Origin of the sequence: Kocuria sp. WRN011 (assembly GCF_002295155.1) — a bacterium.
GTDB lineage: Bacteria > Actinomycetota > Actinomycetes > Actinomycetales > Micrococcaceae > Kocuria > Kocuria carniphila.
The window spans coordinates 120509-137788 of the sequence record NZ_NSGI01000007.1 but is presented as its reverse complement, the minus strand read 5'-3'; the positions used below and the strand labels follow the sequence as shown (position 1 = coordinate 137788).

General features: G+C 64.2%; 15 protein-coding genes, 1 tRNA gene and 1 riboswitch. Of the genes, 14 read left to right on the top strand and 2 right to left on the bottom strand.

The annotated features are described in order from the left end of the window. Positions 1 to 225 precede the first annotated feature (225 nt). The 12 genes from CKW39_RS11270 (at position 226) to CKW39_RS11215 (ending at position 13457) form a co-directional block, all read left to right on the top strand. Entirely contained in the window at positions 226 to 3711 is a 3486-nt protein-coding gene (locus CKW39_RS11270; protein WP_095798214.1) for an Rne/Rng family ribonuclease, read from the top strand. A gap of 79 nt (positions 3712 to 3790) precedes the next feature. Continuing rightward, positions 3791 to 3885: riboswitch (TPP riboswitch) on the top strand. Then, positions 3873 to 5411, top strand: a complete 1539-nt coding sequence (locus CKW39_RS11265) for a bifunctional hydroxymethylpyrimidine kinase/phosphomethylpyrimidine kinase (RefSeq protein WP_095798213.1) — start codon at positions 3873 to 3875, stop codon at positions 5409 to 5411. (Overlaps the previous riboswitch by 13 nt.) A gap of 211 nt (positions 5412 to 5622) precedes the next feature. Next, complete coding sequence (gene rplU / locus CKW39_RS11260) at positions 5623 to 5934, top strand: 50S ribosomal protein L21 (protein WP_095798212.1); 312 nt, start codon at positions 5623 to 5625, stop codon at positions 5932 to 5934. 44 nt (positions 5935 to 5978) lie between these two features. Beyond that, positions 5979 to 6233: a 50S ribosomal protein L27 gene (gene rpmA, locus CKW39_RS11255; protein ID WP_095798211.1), complete on the top strand. Its 255-nt coding sequence runs from the start codon at positions 5979 to 5981 to the stop codon at positions 6231 to 6233. 163 nt (positions 6234 to 6396) lie between these two features. Then, positions 6397 to 7995, top strand: coding sequence for a GTPase ObgE (obgE, locus tag CKW39_RS11250; RefSeq protein ID WP_095798210.1), 1599 nt, complete (start codon positions 6397 to 6399; stop codon positions 7993 to 7995). After that, complete coding sequence (gene proB, locus CKW39_RS11245; protein ID WP_095798209.1) at positions 7988 to 9259, top strand: glutamate 5-kinase; 1272 nt, start codon at positions 7988 to 7990, stop codon at positions 9257 to 9259. The genes obgE and proB overlap by 8 nt, the downstream gene beginning before the upstream one ends. A 155-nt stretch (positions 9260 to 9414) precedes the next feature. Further along, the gene (locus CKW39_RS11240; RefSeq protein WP_371514752.1) at positions 9415 to 10647 is read left to right on the top strand and encodes a glutamate-5-semialdehyde dehydrogenase; all 1233 of its coding nucleotides are present in this window, start codon (positions 9415 to 9417) and stop codon (positions 10645 to 10647) included. Between the two features lie 85 nt (positions 10648 to 10732). Then, a complete protein-coding gene (locus tag CKW39_RS11235; protein WP_095798207.1) occupies positions 10733 to 10984 on the top strand; it encodes a hypothetical protein in 252 nt (83 codons plus the stop codon). A 45-nt stretch (positions 10985 to 11029) separates the two neighbouring features. Next, a complete protein-coding gene (gene nadD, locus CKW39_RS11230) occupies positions 11030 to 11737 on the top strand; it encodes a nicotinate-nucleotide adenylyltransferase (protein ID WP_254049386.1) in 708 nt (235 codons plus the stop codon). Continuing rightward, positions 11734 to 12771, top strand: a complete 1038-nt coding sequence (locus CKW39_RS11225; RefSeq protein ID WP_095798205.1) for a hypothetical protein — start codon at positions 11734 to 11736, stop codon at positions 12769 to 12771. The genes nadD and CKW39_RS11225 overlap by 4 nt, the downstream gene beginning before the upstream one ends. Positions 12772 to 12802: 31 nt before the next feature. Then, positions 12803 to 13219, top strand: coding sequence for a ribosome silencing factor (gene rsfS / locus CKW39_RS11220; protein WP_095798204.1), 417 nt, complete (start codon positions 12803 to 12805; stop codon positions 13217 to 13219). Positions 13220 to 13384: 165 nt separating this feature from the next. Further along, positions 13385 to 13457 (top strand) — tRNA-Ala (locus tag CKW39_RS11215). Positions 13458 to 13547: 90 nt separating this feature from the next. On the opposite strand, the gene CKW39_RS11210 is transcribed toward CKW39_RS11215, so the two are convergent. Both CKW39_RS11210 and CKW39_RS11205 read right to left on the bottom strand, forming a co-directional pair. Further along, on the bottom strand, positions 13548 to 14195 hold the full coding sequence (locus CKW39_RS11210; RefSeq protein ID WP_095798203.1) for a response regulator transcription factor: 648 nt from the start codon (positions 14193 to 14195) through the stop codon (positions 13548 to 13550). Continuing rightward, positions 14192 to 15340: a sensor histidine kinase gene (locus CKW39_RS11205; RefSeq protein WP_095798202.1), complete on the bottom strand. Its 1149-nt coding sequence runs from the start codon at positions 15338 to 15340 to the stop codon at positions 14192 to 14194. The genes CKW39_RS11210 and CKW39_RS11205 overlap by 4 nt, the downstream gene beginning before the upstream one ends. Before the next feature lie 106 nt (positions 15341 to 15446). On the opposite strand from CKW39_RS11205, the gene CKW39_RS11200 reads away from it, so the two are divergent. Both CKW39_RS11200 and CKW39_RS11195 read left to right on the top strand, forming a co-directional pair. Further along, positions 15447 to 16112, top strand: a complete 666-nt coding sequence (locus CKW39_RS11200) for a hypothetical protein (RefSeq protein WP_095798201.1) — start codon at positions 15447 to 15449, stop codon at positions 16110 to 16112. Positions 16113 to 16235: 123 nt separating this feature from the next. Beyond that, positions 16236 to 17171, top strand: a complete 936-nt coding sequence (locus CKW39_RS11195) for a hypothetical protein (protein WP_254049385.1) — start codon at positions 16236 to 16238, stop codon at positions 17169 to 17171. Positions 17172 to 17280 lie beyond the last annotated feature (109 nt).

Below are 17280 nucleotides of genomic sequence, written 5' to 3'. Positions count from 1 at the left end.
GGCTCTCAACAGATCGAGCGCGTCCGTCCGAAAAAAGTTCGCCACCCTGAAGGGTCAAGCGACTCGGACATCCGCCGGCTTGCCAGTAGCGCTCTAGTCAGTCAGCGCACTCGGTAAGTACCACAATGACTTCCGGCGGCCGCGTGGATTTTCCACCGGTTCGACCGACCGAGCACACCTCGGACCCGAGTGCGGACGGTGTTCCGAGCAGGAGTACAACCTCACATGGAATCCGAACAGGACAACGCGGAACAGACGACACAGGACCAGGCAGCTACCGCGGAACAGCAGACCCCCGCCGAAACTTCGGTGGCGGAAACCCCCGCGGAACAGCCCGTTCTTGAGCAAACCCCGACCGAACCCCAGGTAGACACCCAGGTTGACGACGAGCCCGAAATGCTCCCGCAGCCCGCCGGCACTGACGTGGCCGACGACTCGGCCGACTCCCAGGCTGACGCGCCGTCGCAGACTGAGACGCCTCAGACCGAAACGCCGGATGCCGAAACGGTAGCCCCCGAGACGGATCAACCTGCTGACGCAAGCGAGAACACCTCGGTCGAGTCGACCGATGCGCAGCAGGCCTTGACGGACGAATCAGCGGAATCGCAGGTCGAGTCCGAGACAATCGAGGAGTCGGCTGCCGACACGTCGCCCAGCAGCGAGACCACTGGGCCGGAAAACTCAAAGGTTGAGACCACTGAGTCGGAAAACTCACAGGCTGAGACCACCGAGGCTGACGCCACTGACGCCATTGAGGCTCAGACCCCGGGTACTCAGGACGCCGAGGTCACCGAAGCCGCCGGCCAAGAAACCTCCGAGCAGACCAACAACCACGAGACCGAAACCGAGACCTCCGAATCCGAGGCCTCTGAAACCGAACCGTCCTTCGGTCTGGGCGCCGGCCTGATGTTCCACGCACCGGATCCGGATGAGATCCGCGCTGCCGCGGAGGCCGCGGCCGCTCGTCAGCGCGAGGCCGCCAAGGAACGCGATAACCAGCGTCGCCAGTCGCGCCAGCAGGACGACGATGATGCGGACGAGGACGATTCTTCGGGCAATGTGACGAGCCGTCGCAGGCGCCGTCGTCGCCGCGGTGACGTGGACATGGAACTCGTGGACGAGGCCGACGGCACCGTCACCCGCGTCCGGGCCCCGCGCGTGTCCGAGAGCGGCGCCGGTGAGGTGACCGGTCTGAAGGGTTCCACGCGGCTGGAAGCCAAGAAGCAGCGGCGTCGTGAATCGCGCCAGTCCGGGCGTCGCCGCCACGTGATCACCGAGGCAGAGTTCCTGGCACGGCGCGAATCGGTCGAGCGCAAGATGCTCGTGCGTCAGAAGGAGGACCGGATCCAGATCGGTGTCCTTGAGGACGGCGTGCTGGCCGAGCACTTCGTGTCCCATACCCAGCAGGATTCGCTGATCGGCAACGTGTACGTGGGCAAGGTGCAGAACGTGCTGCCTTCCATGGAAGCGGCGTTCGTCGACATCGGCCGGGGCCGCAACGCCGTGCTGTATGCGGGCGAGGTCGACTGGGACGCTGCCGAGCTGGGCAACAAGCCCCGCAAGATCGAGAACGCACTCAAGTCCGGAGACTCCGTCCTGGTGCAGGTCACCAAGGACCCCGTGGGCCACAAGGGCGCTCGCCTGACCAGCCAGGTCTCCCTGCCGGGCCGCTACCTCGTGTACGTGCCGGGTGGTTCCATGACCGGTATTTCCCGCAAGCTCCCGGACGTGGAGCGACAGCGCCTCAAGAAGATTCTGAAGGACCGCTTACCCGAGGGTGCGGGCGTGATCGTGCGCACCGCAGCGGAAGGCGCGTCCGAAGAGGAACTCACCAACGACATCAACCGGTTGCGCTCGCAGTGGGAACAAATTCAGGAGAAGGCAGGGTCCACCAAGACCCTGGCCCCGGAGATGCTCTACGCGGAGCCGGATCTGACCATCAAGACCGTGCGCGACGTCTTCAACGAGGACTTCACCGCCATGGTCGTCCAGGGCGAGCAGGCCTGGGACAACATCGAGGCCTACGTGACCTACGTGGCCCCGGACCTGTTGGACCGCCTGCAGCAATGGACCGAGGATACGGACCTGTTCGAATCCTTCCGCGTGGAGGAGCAGATCCAGAAGGCCCTGGACCGCAAGGTCTATCTGCCCTCCGGCGGTTCCCTGGTGATCGACCGCACCGAGGCCATGACCGTGGTGGACGTCAACACCGGTAAGTTCACCGGCTCCGGCGGCAACCTGGAGGAGACGGTCACCAAGAACAACCTGGAAGCTGCCGAGGAGATCGTCCGCCAGCTGCGGTTGCGCGATATCGGCGGCATCATCGTGGTCGACTTCATCGACATGGTGCTCGAGTCCAACCGCGAACTCGTGCTGCGTCGCCTGGTCGAGTGCCTGGGCCGAGACCGCACCAAGCATCAGGTCGCCGAGGTGACCTCCTTGGGTCTCGTGCAGATGACGCGTAAGCGCATGGGCACCGGCCTACTCGAGGTCTTCTCGGAGCCCTGCGAGGCGTGCGCCGGCCGCGGTGCGATCGTGCACGACCACCCGCTCAAGGGTCGCGCGGGGGATTCCGCCCCGGATCACCGTAATAACCGCAACGAGCGCAAGCGCTCCAAGCACAAGCAGCAGCACCAGGGCGGCCAGCAGAGCAACCAGCAGGACAAGCCCAAGAACTCCGGTAACGGCGGCAACAACGGATCGGACAACGGCAACGAGGGCAACGACCAGGAGTCGAAGGCCCGCGCGGAAGCCGCACGCAACGCTCTGGCCAGTATTGCTGCAGCTTCCCAGCACGACGACGACGCCGCCTCGGGTCACCAGGGCGACGACCAGTCCGGCGAACGCTCCGGTGGTAAGGAACAGACGCCGGATCAGGGCAAGGATCAGTCTGGTTCCCAGGACAACCAGGACCACGGTGATCAGGACGGCGATCGTCGCCGCAAGAAGCGTCGCGGCAAGCGCAGCCGCGGCCGCGCTCAGTCGGGCCAGGACGGCCAGGGCAACGATTCGCAGTCGAAGGATGCCTCGGATTCGGACGGCCAGGATCGTGACCGGGGTTCGGAGGACAAGGTCGAGAACCAGTCCTCGAGCCTGACCATTCACGGTGAGGTCATCGAGCTACCGCACGGCGGTGGTTCCCCGGAGGACCAGCCGGAGAGCGGTCAGCAGTCGCTGACGCTGGACTCGTTGACGGCAGCGTTCACGGAAGAGCCCGCGCAGGAATCTTCCCAGGAACAGCCCTCGCGGGGCAACCGCCGGAGCCGCTCCCGCAGGGCGCAGCGTGGAGCAACTCATGAATCCCGTCAGGGGACCGAGAAGTCTACTCCGGATTCAGCCGAGACCGCAGATTCATCGAAGCAGTCCGGTGCGGCGGAGAAGGCCGAGGCGCCGTCGGAGTCTTCGGCCAGCCAGTCCGCCGGGACTTCTGCTCCGAAGCAGGCGGCGTCACGTCAGGGCGCGGCACCCGCCGCCGCGACGGAGACCAAGCCGGCCACGCGGCGTCGTTCGCGCCGTGCTTCCGCACCCACGGCAGCACCGGGAACGGCGAGCGTGCAGAAGCACGAGCCGGTCAGCTCCACGGGCAACGTGAAACGGTTCACCGCCGACGCGCCCAGGCAGGACGCGCCCAAGGCCGCCTCGCAACCCAGCGTGGTGGGCGTGGGCGTGAAGGCCGCGGACATGAAGATGACCGGCGGTTCCAAGGACTGACACCGAGCACCAGCACCGAGATATGACATGCCACAGGGCCGCGGAAGATGAGAACCCGCGGCCCTGTGGCATGATGTGTATCACTGACACGGGGTGCCGCACGAGCGGCTGAGATGACACCCGTTGAACCTGATCTAGCTCGTACTAGCGAAGGGAATGTCGTGACTACTGCGCATTCTGATTCTTTGACCGTGCCCCGCGTGCTCACGATTGCCGGGACGGATCCGACCGGTGGTGCCGGCCAGGCCGCCGATCTGAAATCCATTGCCGCGATGGGCGGTTACGGCATGAATGTGATCACCGCGGTGGTCGCCCAGAACACCACCAGCGTGATCGACATCCACACCCCGCCCGTGCACATCCTGCGTTCCCAGCTAGAAGCCGTCAGCTCCGACGTCACCCTGGATGCCGTCAAGGTGGGCATGCTCGGATCCATCGAGGTGATCGACACCGTCCGCGACTGGTTGGCCGCCGTGAAACCTCCGGTGACCGTGGTGGACCCCGTGATGGTGGCCACCGCCGGCGGCCGCTTGCTGCGGGCTGAGGCCGAGACGGCACTCATGTCATTGTTGCCACTGGCCGATCTGATCACCCCCAACCTCCTGGAGCTCGCGGTGCTGGCCGATGCCCCCACCGCAACCACGTGGAGTGAGGCGCTAGAACAAGGACGATTCGTAGCCGAGAGGTTCGGCGCACGTGTGCTCGTCAAGGGCGGTCACCTGCCCGGGTCACGAACTCCCGACGCGCTGCTCGAACCGGGCCGCACCGAGCCGGTCGTGACGTTCGACGATCCTCGGGTAGCGACCTCCAACACTCACGGCACCGGATGTTCGCTGTCCTCCGCCATTGCCACGGTGGTGGCCCGCACGGGGGACTGGGCGGGGGCGGTGCGTACGGCACGCGCGTGGCTGCGCGGTGCGCTGGCACACGCGGACAGCCTGCACGTGGGGCACGGCAACGGTCCGGTGCACCACTTCCATCACGTCCAGGCCACCTTGCAGGACAGCCAGTCCTGTGAACGCTTCACGGATTCCCTGTGGCGCGACTGCGCGGGTGTGCGCGGTGACATCAACGAGTTGGAGTTCATCACCCAATTGGCGGACGGTTCGCTGCCGTTCGAGACGTTCGAGTGGTACATGGATCAGGACATGCAGTACCTGGACGTGTACTCCCGGGCCCTGGCTGCGTTGGCCGCCGCGGCAACGTCGGAGACCGAACGAGAATTCTTCGCCGGGGGAGCGGCCGAGGTCGTCGCCGTGGAGTCCGCACTCCACCGCGCTCGACTGGGTGACACCGAGCCCCTGCCGCCCTCCGAGGTGACCCGCACCTACACGGACTTCCTGTTGGCGGCCACGGGCAGTGAACCCTACGCCGTGGGCGCTGCCGCAGTCCTCCCGTGTTACTGGCTCTACGCGGCCGTGGGTAGCGCGCTCACCCAGAAGGCTCGTGCTGCCGGGCTGGACCCGCACCCGTACGGGGATTGGCTGGCCACCTACGACGCCCCCGATTTCCAACTGGCCACCGAACGCGCCCGCGATATCGTGGATCGTGCCGCCAGCGCCGCGGATCCTGTGACCCGGCAGCGCATGCGGGACGCGTTCATGCGTGCGTGCGAGCTGGAACTGCGGTTCTTCGCGGAGCCCGTTCGACGCGCCGAGACGCGCCCGTTTGCCGTAGCTTCCACGCATCGGGTAGTCTAGATTTTCGGTGCCGGGTACCGACGTGCGTGTGGTCAGTTAATTCCACCCCGTCAGGCGGCACATTCGGGTTCACCTCCTGTTCGATGCGAAAGCCACGCGAGGCGCGGTCAGTTCTGACCGCCGCGACGTGATGTCTCGACATTCGTGGTCCTCCAGGTGTGTTCCCGTCCTTACACGTAGTCCATAGATGTCGAGAGAAGTGAGTTCCCAAGTGGTGTACGCGATTGTCCGCGCAGGCGGCCGCCAGGAGAAGGTTTCCGTTGGAGACCTCGTGACCCTTGACCGCGTCGCCGGCGAGGCAGGCAGCACCATTCAGCTTCCTGCACTGCTGCTGGTCGATGGGGACAAGGTCACCTCCGATGCCAAGACCCTGGCCAACGTCAAGGTCACTGCCGAGATCATTGAAGACCTTCGCGGTCCCAAGATCTCGATCATGAAGTACAAGAACAAGACCGGGTACAAGAAGCGTCAGGGCTTCCGCGCCGAGCTGACGACCGTCAAGGTCACCGGCATCGACGCCTGAGTCACCCCGTCCCGTCAATTTTTAAACGAAGGTAGGCACACACCATGGCACATAAGAAGGGCGCGAGCTCCACTCGCAACGGTCGTGACTCGAACGCTCAGTACCTGGGCGTGAAGCGTTTCGGCGGTCAGACCGTCAGCGCCGGTGAAATCCTGGTTCGCCAGCGCGGCACCCACTTCCACCCGGGCCTGAACGTCGGCCGCGGCAAGGACGACACCCTGTTCGCCCTGTCCGCCGGTGCCGTCGAGTTCGGCACCCGCCGCGGTCGTCGCGTGGTCAACATCCAGATCGCCGAGTAATTATCTTTCGGACCCCAGGGTCCACCCGCTTTCCACTGGTATCCCGTGGACGGCGACCACTAAAGGGTGGGCGCGATACGCGCTCACCCTTTAGTCTTTACAACTAGAGGTGTTCGCTGTGCATTCACGGCAGCGTAGGCACCGAGGACTTTAAAGGAGCCCCGTGGCCAGTTTTGTCGATCGAGTCATCGTGCACGCTACTGGCGGCAATGGCGGTCACGGTTGCGTGTCCATTCGCCGTGAGAAGTTCAAGCCGCTCGGTGGACCTGACGGCGGCAACGGTGGAGATGGCGGTTCCGTGATTCTTCGCGTGGACGGCCAGTCCACCACGCTGCTGGGTTTCCACCATTCACCCCACCAGAAGGCTCCCAATGGTGAGCCCGGCAAGGGTGATCTTCGCCACGGGTTCAAGGGGCAGGATTTGATTCTGTCCGTTCCCGATGGAACGGTGGTGAAGGATCGCCAGGGGAACGTGCTGGCGGACCTGCTGGGCGAAGGTACAGAGTACGTGATCGCCAGCGGTGGTCACGGCGGTCTGGGAAACGCCGCACTGTCGTCCCAGAAGCGCAAGGCTCCCGGCTTCGCTCTGCTGGGTACACCCGGTGCGGAGCAAGAGGTCGAACTCGAGCTGAAGTCCATTGCGGACATCGCGCTGGTGGGTTTCCCCTCCGCCGGTAAGTCGAGTTTGATCGCCGCCATGAGCGCGGCCCGTCCCAAGATCGCGGACTACCCCTTCACCACATTGGTTCCCAACTTGGGTGTGGTGCAGGCCGGTGACACGCGGTTCACCGTGGCGGACGTTCCCGGTCTGATTCCCGGAGCCTCCCAGGGTAAGGGATTGGGACTGGAATTCCTGCGCCATGTGGAGCGCTGCGCGGCACTCGTGCACGTGATCGACTGCGCCACCCTGGAGCCCGGACGTGATCCGCTCACGGACCTGGACGCGTTGGAGGCCGAGCTGGCCCACTACGCCCAGGACATTCAGGACGACGCCCAGGACACCGTGCCGTTGACCGAGCGCCCCCGCATGGTGGTACTGAACAAGATCGACGTACCGGAGGCCCGTGAGCTCGCGGACTTCATCCGCCCGGATCTCGAGAAGCGCGGTTACCGCGTGTTCGAGGTCTCCACGGCTTCCCACGAGGGCTTGCGGCAATTGGCCTTCGCGATGGCGGAGCTCGTGGCGGAGTCCCGCACGGAGAATGCACCCGAGGACGCCGACGAGCAGACCCGAGTGGTCCGTCCCGAACCGGTGCGCAACCGCCGTGGAGAGCATCGCAAGGGCTTCAGCATCTCCCGCGATGATCGCGGCGGAGAGCCGCTGTGGCACGTGCGCGGTGAGAAGCCCGAACGTTGGGTGCAGCAGACAGATTTCAACAATGACGAAGCCGTGGGGTATCTCGCGGACCGTTTCGCCAAGCTGGGTATCGAGGACGAACTGTTCCGTACCGGTGCCCGTCCCGGTGATGCAGTGTTGATTGGCCCTGAAGACAATGGCGTGGTCTTCGATTGGGAACCCACCATGGTGGGAGGCGCGGAGCTGTTGGGCGGCCCGCGCGGTACGGACTTGCGGTTGGACGAAACGAACCGTCCCACGCGTCGTGAGAAGCGCGAACAGTTCTACGACCGCATGGACGCGAAGGCGGAGGCTCGCGCCGAGCTCGAAGCCGAACGCAAGGCAGGTGTCTGGACCGAGTCCGTGGACCAGGCACGCAGCCGCCAAACTGATCAGCGTCGAAAGGATCTCCCCGAGCATGAGTGAAAAAACGACCACCGAAAAGATTGACGTCGCAGCTGTCGAACAGGATGCGGCCAAGTCGGCCATGCAGTTGAGCACGGAGAACCGCGGAAAGAACCGCCGGTCTCCGATCACCGAACGCGCCCAGCTGCCCCAGGCACGACGCGTGGTAGTCAAGGTGGGATCGTCTTCGCTGACCTCAGTCGAGAACTCCATTGACGAGAACGCGCTCCGCAGCATTGTGGACGCACTCGGCGGCGCGAAGGCTCGCGGCACGGACGTCATTTTCGTGTCCTCGGGTGCCATCACCGCCGGCCTGTCACCATTGGGCCTCGCCAAGCGCCCCAAGGATCTCTCCACCAAGCAGGCCGCGGCCTCCGTGGGGCAGGGCCTGTTGATCTCGCGCTACACCGATTACTTTGCCCGTTACGGCATCACCGTGGGCCAGGTGCTCGTGACGGCGGAAGACCTCATGCGTCATTCGCAGTACAAGAACGCGCACCGCCAGATAGAGCGTCTGCTGGACCTGGGCATTCTGCCCATCGTCAACGAGAACGACGCCGTGGCCACTCACGAGATCAAATTCGGCGACAACGACCGCATCGCAGCGCTGGTGGCGCACCTGATCAAGGCCGATGCGCTGTTGCTGCTCTCCGACGTGGACGCCCTCTACACCAAGCCGCCCAAGGACGGCGGCGAACGCATCGCACGCATCGACGACCCGATCGCTGACCTCGAGGGCGTGGAGATCGGTTCCGTGGGTCGCGTGGGCGTTGGCTCCGGCGGCATGGTGACCAAGGTGCAGGCCGCGCGTATCGCGGCGGCGTCGGGCATCCCCGCCCTGGTGACCTCGGCGGGCAACATCAACGAGGCGCTGGCCGGCGAAGACGTGGGAACCTGGTTCTCCACCACCGGCGGTCGTCGCAACGTGCGTTTACTCTGGCTGGCACACCTCGCCGACATCAAGGGCACGCTGACTCTCGACGACGGCGCTGTGGAAGCCATCCGCGGTCGCCGCTCCTTGCTGGCCGCGGGCGTCAACGCCGTCACCGGCAAGTTCACGGCGGGTGACCCCGTGTCCATGGTCGACAAGGAGGGCGACGAGGTTGCCCACGGTCTGATCAACTACGGCTCGGACGAAGTGCCCGGCATGCTGGGTAAGCGCACCGATGAGCTGGGAGACGAGTTCGGTGAGGAATTCGCCCGCGAGTTGATCCACGTGGACAACCTGGTCACGCTGCGTCCGCGTTCCGCCAAGACCAAGCTCAAGCAGAACCCCGCAAAGTAACCCGGGCAGAAATTTACGAGAAGTACGCTGATGCAGGCGCCTCCCAAGGGCGCCGCACCGACCAACATCCAGGAGGACTCTTGGCCGAGAAAGACACTTCAGGACTGACCGCACAAGAAACGTTTGGCGAAGACCCCGTGGTGGGCGTCGGCCTCATGGCCGACGACGCGCGCCAGGCTGCTCGAGGACTCGCACGAGCTCCCCGAGCGTGGAAGGACCGTGCGCTGCTGCTCATGGCTCAGCGCATCGAAGAGCGATCCGACGTCATTCTCGAGGCGAACGGCAAGGATCTGGAGCGCGGACGAAAGAACGACACGTCGCCGGCGCTCCTGGACCGTCTCAAGCTCGATGCCGCCCGCATCAAGGGACTCGCCGACTCGCTGCGTGAACTGGCTGCGTTGCCCGATCCGGTGGGTACGATCGTGCGCGGCCAAATCCTGCCCAACGGCCTGCGGATGCGTCAGATGCGCGTGCCCATGGGCGTGGTCGGCGTCATTTACGAGGCTCGCCCCAACGTGACCGTGGACATTGCAGGCATCGCCGTGAAGTCCGGCAATGCCGCCATGCTGCGCGGTGGCTCCGCCGCACTCGAGTCCAACCGTGCACTCGTTGGTATCCTGCGCGACGCACTGACCGATGCTAAGCTCCCCGTGGACAGCGTGCAGACCGTGGATGACTACGGTCGCGACGGCGCCAACGCTCTGATGGGTGCTCGCGGCAAGGTGGACGTGTTGATCCCGCGCGGCGGTCGAGGACTGATCCAGTCCGTGGTCAAGAACGCCACCGTGCCGGTCATCGAAACCGGTGAGGGCAACGTGCACGTGTTCATCGACGAGTCCGCCACCCCGCAGATGGCCGAGAAGATCGCCGTGAACTCCAAGACGCACCGCACCTCCACGTGCAACTCCGCGGAGACCCTGCTGCTGCACTCCAAGGCTGAAGCCAGCAAGCAGGTACTGGCGGCCCTCGACAAGGCCGGCGTGAAACTACACGTGGACGAGCGTGCGGCACAGTTGCTGCCCCCGGGTTCGGACCACCTGCAGGCCACGGAGGAGGACTGGGAAACCGAGTACCTGGGCATGGAAATGGCCGTGAATGTCGTGGACTCCCTGGACGAGGCGCTTGAGCACATCGCCAAATACTCGACCGGTCACACCGAGTGCATCGTGACCAACGATCTGACCAACTCGGAGCGCTTTGTCGCGGAAATCGAGTCGGCGGCCGTGATGGTCAACGCCTCGACGCGATTCACCGACGGTGGTCAGCTGGGTCTGGGAGCCGAGATCGGCATCTCGACTCAGAAGATGCACGCGCGCGGCCCCATGGGCTTGGAAGAGCTGACCACCACCAAGTGGGTTGTCCAGGGTGACGGCCACGTGCGCTCCTGACAAGTACCATGTAATCAACCGCCCCCGGGCGGATCGCACTGTTGACACCGGAACCGCCCGGTAGCAGAAGGGAAACCGCACAGACATGTTGCACCTGTTGAACAACGCCGCTCTGTCCGCCGAAGAAGGCGGACACCATGTGGTGAACGAACTGCCCATCCCCACGGAGATGTTCGGCGTGATCGCGTTCATCTTGTTCATCCTCATGTTGATCGCCACGGTTTCCTTCTCTCCTCGCGGCAAGAGCCCGGAGATCGGCCAATACGAGGACCCGTCGGAACTGCCCGCCAACGAGCGTGCAATGATCAACGACCTCAATTCACCGCGTCAGCACTGAGCCGTCGGTAATTCTGACTGCGTGAATCCGATCGATTCTTCAGCCGTGGCTGAAGGCACCGAATTGCACATCCCACCGCGCCAGCCGGGTAAAACCCGGCTGGGCGTGATGGGTGGCACCTTCGACCCCATCCACCACGGTCACCTTGTGGCGGCGTCCGAGGTCGCTTCGGTCTTCGACCTGGACGAAGTGGTCTTCGTGCCCACCGGTCAGCCGTGGCAGAAGGCCGGTAAACAGGTCTCGGACGCCGAACACCGCTATTTGATGACGGTGGTCGCGACCGCCTCCAACCCTCGCTTTACGGTGTCCCGTGTGGACATCGACCGCGATGGCCCCACGTACACCATTGACACGCTGCGCGATCTGTCGCGGCAACGGCCGGATGCGCAACTGTTCTTCATCACCGGTGCGGATGTCATGGGGGAGATCCTCACATGGAAGGGCACGGACGAGCTCTGGAACCTGGCGCACTTCGTGGGTGTCACTCGCCCGGGGCATGAACTGGCCGCGCCGGTGGGATCATCCAGCGTGTCCCTGTTGAACGTTCCCGCCATGGCGATCTCGTCCACGGACTGCCGCGCCCGTGTCGAAGAGGGAAAGCCCGTGTGGTACCTGGTGCCGGACGGTGTGGTGCAGTACATCAATAAATACGGTCTCTATGTCCAGGACGAGAACACGTCGACCACTTCCTTGGCGACCGTCGAGCGTGGTGCTGAGAACGGACATCAAGAAACCAGCAGGAGCATGACGTGAGTGAGCCTCGTTCCGAGAAGAACAATCCCGAGAATTCCGGGGATCAGCAGGAACCGGTCACGACCGGATCGGCCAGCTCCGACCCAAACGAGGAACGAGCCGACTCCAAGGTGGCTCCGTGGACCTCTGAAGTTCCACAGGTGGCCGGCCCGGCGCCCATGATCGAACTGGACGCCCCCGTGAATTCTGGCCCCGTCAAGCCGTTGGGTCCCCGTCGGCTGGCCAGGTTGCAACGCGAAATGGCCGCCCACGCTCAGGAGATCCAGAAAGCGGAAACGGCCAACTCCGGGGAAGTGGATCAGGACCTGCTCCTGAAGCAGCAACGGTTCGCGGAATTAGCTCTGCGTGCCGCCGCCGCCAATGAACAAGATCGGCAGGATGCCCAGGCAGCCCTGCGCGCCGCGGACGCCCGACAGGGCGGCAGTACGCAGTCCGGCGTTTCTGCTGCTGATTCCACCACGACCGGGGGTGAGGAGACCATTACGGTGTCCTTCCCGCAGTCCGCGACAATCGGATCATCGCTGGCTGCAGATCCGTTGACGGTGGATCCAGGGCAGTTCCCGAGCTCGCCGCTCGCCCAGACTTCCGGCCCGAACACGGTGTCGATCAGTCTGGTACCCAAGGCCCCAGCTCGGCCCGGGACCAAGGCGGCCGCTGCACCGGCGGCAGCGGCGGAGTCTTCGGAAGACCGAGCTGCACCGCGGGACGAACCTGTGCGAGCGGCGTCGTCGCCCCAGGACCGTGCCGTCGATGCCGCGGCCGTGGGCGATACCAAGCCTGCACCCCAGCCCGAACGCGAGCACTCAAGCGAGGTCAAGGCACTGCCTGTGGCGACCCCCAGCGCACCGGAACCGACGCCCTCGGAGCAGGTCAGCGCGCCCGGCACGCCCGTTCGCGCCGTGGACGCCCAGGGGCTGGAACTGCTCGAACCCAACGATTACAAGCAGAAATCGGGCCCGCTCGTTCCGCTGCTCGTCCTGTTGTTCCTGGTCATTGCCGCACTCATCGCGGTACTCATCATCTTTGTGCTCTAATCCCAAAACCTCTGAAAGGACTCACAACTCTGTGACTGCATTCCCCGAATCTGTCGAGATCATTCGCGCCGCCGCCCTGGCCGCGGACGAGAAGAAGGCAGAGAACATCGTGGCGTTCGACGTCAGCGATTCCTTGGCGATCACCGACGCGTTCATGGTCGCCTCCGCGCCGAATGAACGACAGGTCTCCGCGGTGGTCGACGCCATCGAGGACAAGCTCATCCAGGAGCACAAGGTCAAGCCGTTGCGCCGCGAAGGCCGCGGAGAGGGCCGCTGGGTCCTGCTCGATTTCGGCGACATCGTGATCCACGTGCTCCACGACGAGGACCGCGTCTTCTACGCCCTCGAGCGGCTCTGGGGTGACAGCCCCAAGATCTCCCTGAACCTTCCCGAGCAGGCGGCCACCTCGAATGCCGACGCCGCTCCGGGCACCTCCCACGCCGAATAACGGCTTGGTATCCGGGCGGCCACGCGGGGGCAAACTCGATTTGCACGGCGGGTAAATGACTGTCTAGGATAAATGCGTTGCCCACGGGGAACGCCACAGAATATGTACGAACAACCGCCAAAGGTTGGGCGTGACGACTGTGGTAAAGTCTTCGAGGTAAAGCACGGGGCTATGGCGCAGCTGGTAGCGCACCTGCATGGCATGCAGGGGGTCAGGGGTTCGAGTCCCCTTAGCTCCACAAGTGAATATCCAGAAATGCCCCGCCTGATGGCGGGGCATTCCGCATTTCCCGGAATATCCCGCGTCCGGGTTATCAAAGCTTGAACTGTCACCCTGATCCGGGATGAACAAGCCGGCTCTCGTAGGCCAGGACCGCCAACTGCACGCGGTCGCGCAGGCCGAGCTTGGCGAGCAACCGCGACACGTAGGTCTTCACCGTTGCCTCACTGAGAAACAGGTGACTGGCGATCTCGGCGTTCGACATTCCGGTCGCGATCAGCCGCAACACGTCGGTTTCGCGCTCTGTCAGTGCAGGCAACGCCACGGCCCGTGAGGGCACCGGCGCGAACTGTTCGAGCAGCCGGCGTGTCACTTGTGGAGCGAGCATCGCCTCACCCTGCGAGACAATCTCCACGGCCCGTACGAGGTCGGCCGGGCGCAGATCCTTGAGGACAAAGCCGGACGCCCCGGCCCGAACGGCGTCGTAGACGTACTCGTCCAGATCGAAGGTGGTGAGCACCAGCACCCTGGTGGAGGGTTGCTGCGCCACGATCCGGCGGGTGGCCTCGATCCCGTCCAGGCGCGGCATTCGGATATCCATCAGCACGACATCTGGCGACAGGGTCCGAGCGCGCTCAATGGCCTCGACCCCGTCGGAGGCTTCCCCGACGACGTCAAGACCCGATTTCTCCAGAATCAGCCGGAAACCCTCCCGGAGCAGCTCCTGGTCGTCGACGATTAACACCGAAATAGTCATTGTGGCCCCAGGGGCAGAACGGCATCCACCAGGAAGCCGCGAGTATCCGACGGCCCGGCGCGTAAAGACCCCCCGTAGAGCTGAACCCGTTCTCGCATCCCGATCAGGCCGTGACCCTTACCGGAGGTCTGAGCCACGGCCATCCCGTCGTCATGGACCCCCAGGTGCAGCGCACCCCCGGCGTAATCGACAATCACCTCGATCGACGAGACCCCCGACGCATGTTGCCGTGCGTTGGTCAACGCCTCCTGGACGATCCGATAGGCCGCAAGGTCAATCCCCGCCGGGAGATCCCTTGGCGTGCCACGCACCTCGAAGGTGACCGGAAGACCATTCGCCCTGGCATCGTGCACGAGCTGTTCGACCGCAGACAGCCCCGGCTGCGGGACGCGCAGGGCGGTCTCGTCCTGGTCCCGGAGCATCGTGACGAACCGCCTCATTTCAGCCAGCGCGTTGGCCCCGGTGCTGCGAATCGTCTCCAGCGAGCGGCGGACATCATCTTCGTCATCGGTGACAAGCTGGGCCGCACCGGCCTGGACCACGATTACGCTCATTGCGTGGGCCACCACGTCGTGTAGCTCACGCGCCATCCGAGTGCGCTCCTCGAGGATCGCTGTGGTGGCCCGGGCCGCGGCTTCGACCTCAGCATCGATTGCTCGTTGCCGAGCTTGCGCAGCCTGGTTTGCCATCACTCGCTGCCAGGTTCCGAGGGCGTAGGCGCCGAAGAGGGCACTCCAGTGAAAGACGATTTCGTCCGGGTCCTGCAATTCCGGCACTAGCAGGTCGCCGAGCAGCATCGTGCCGATGATCAGGGCTGCCCCGATGTAGGGCTCCCGGTACTTTCCGTGGCGGGCCACCGCGAAGGTCGTCAGCACCATCGGGACGAACTGTCCGTAGAACAGGAGAAAGGTCATCTCGGCGATGTGCAGGCCGCTGAACAGCACGAAGGTCACGCCGGCCGCAATCAACGGACGGGTGCGGCGCACCACCATGGCCGCCGCCACGATCAGCACTTGCGCCGATGATAACCAGAGGTTCCCGCCCCCGGCTCGGGAAGCGAACGGGACCCAGATCTCCATCAGGCCGACAAGGAGCACCGCGAGGACGATCATCAGATCTACGATCCTGGGCCGGTGCCGCTCCATGAGTTAACGGTAGGCGAGATGTGTGCGCGTGGCGTCATCCCACGGATGACAATAGTCGCGACTTGTGGCCGATGACGGGCGGGTCCAGCTGCGGTGTGCTGGAGACATGAACAAGAAACTGCGACTTCTCGTCGCCGCAAGTCTCGTATTCTTCGCATTGTTGTCGGCCGTGTGGACGCTGCTATTACCGGACCACTTCGCGGATCCACACGACGGTTTGCTTGCCATCGCTGATGCAGGCGGCACCGCCCGGATCGCAGTTCTGGCACTGTCTCTCAGCCAACTCGCCTGCATAATTGCCTTCGCCGGTGTCGCGGCCTGGTTATATCCGACCAGCCCCAAGCTGGCTACGATCGGCGGCACGCTCACCGTGCTCGGCGGTTTTGGTCACGCTGTGTTCAGCGGAGCCGAAATGGCCCGTCAGGTGATGGCGGTCGATCCTGACGTCAACGCCTCGGTGGCCGGCCAGCTGCAGTCTTCTCCACCTTTGATGCCGTTCATGATGGTCGGTTTGATTGGCACGGTGTTGGGCCTGGTACTGCTCGGCATCGCCCATCTCCGTTCCGGTGCTGCACCACGATGGACCGGGCCGGTGCTGCTCGCGTTCGTCGTTGTCGAGTTCGTTGGCAGCAACTTCACACAGTGGGCAACCTACCTGTCCGGGCTGCTCCTGCTCGGTGCTTGTGCGGGTCTGGTCGTGGGGCTGCTGCACGAAACACGTCCGATGCCAACGAGAGGGGACCGGGTCCCGAGCAACGTCACTGTGGGTTGAGGGAATCCTCAGTACGATTGAAATTGAGAGAAGGGCCCCGCCTGATGGCGGGGCAGTTCTCTATTTCACGGTAACTCCGCGTCCAGTTCGTTAGGGGTGCGTAGACACCGTTAGAATCGCTCCATGCCGACCCGACGTACGGGGGACGGCTCCCTTTCTGTCACCGCTCGCGTTGCGCTCGGCGCTGCTCTCGTGTTGGCAACGGGAACTGCTCTTTCCCCCCTCATGTTCTCCCTCGATCCCGGTGAAGAACCTACCGCTGTCAGCTGCACGACCTACGGTCTTGCGGCCGATGACCCGCGCGCTGAACCCACGCAGATCATTGATGCGAGCTTCCGGGCGGGCAGCACCTACTCTGCGGCCGGGGAGCTGGGGGAGATGGCTCAGACCTTCACTCACAACGGTCTCACGGGGCAGTATCACGTCATTGACGGAGGCGTGAACACGAACAAGCCCGTCGGACTGGTGATGCACCTGCATGGCGACGGCGCCAGGGAATACCACGATCCCAGCGGCCGAACCACGTGCCTGGCCGCCGTGGCTGCATCCCACAACGCATTGCTCGTGGTGCCTCGCACGCCGGACAGGGCCCAGGAGCCCACCTGGTGGGAAAACCTCAAAGGTAACCGCGACTGGCTGACGTCCCTGGTGAAGGATCGGATCCTTCAGGATTACCCCGTCGACCGGAATCGCATCACCTGGATGGGTTATTCGGGCGGCGCCGAAATGCTCAGCTACGGTATCCTCGCCGGACCACGGGATCTGGTGACCCAGGGTGCTGCCCTGGTCGGCGGCGGGGGAGCCCCGGAGACACTCGACAAAGCTGCCACTGAGTCTCAGCTGGAGAACATGCCGCTGTGGTGGGTCACGGGTGAAGAAGATGACGGTTCCACCAAATCAGCGCCGTTTGATGCCGTGAGTGCAGCGGTGACCGGTGCGGATTTCTACGACGACGAGGGTTTCGAACAAGTAGATCTGGAAATCCTGGACGGTCATGATCACTACGACATGCCGGACGCGCGAATCCTGGACGACTTGATGAAGGCCGCTCGGGGCTGAGATCCGGTCGCAAATATTGAATCGTTTTTCACGCAAATTGTCGTCTGACCTGCTGCGATGTACGGTTAACGCACAATACAATCAGCAGGGGATGCTGTCTAATGAGCGG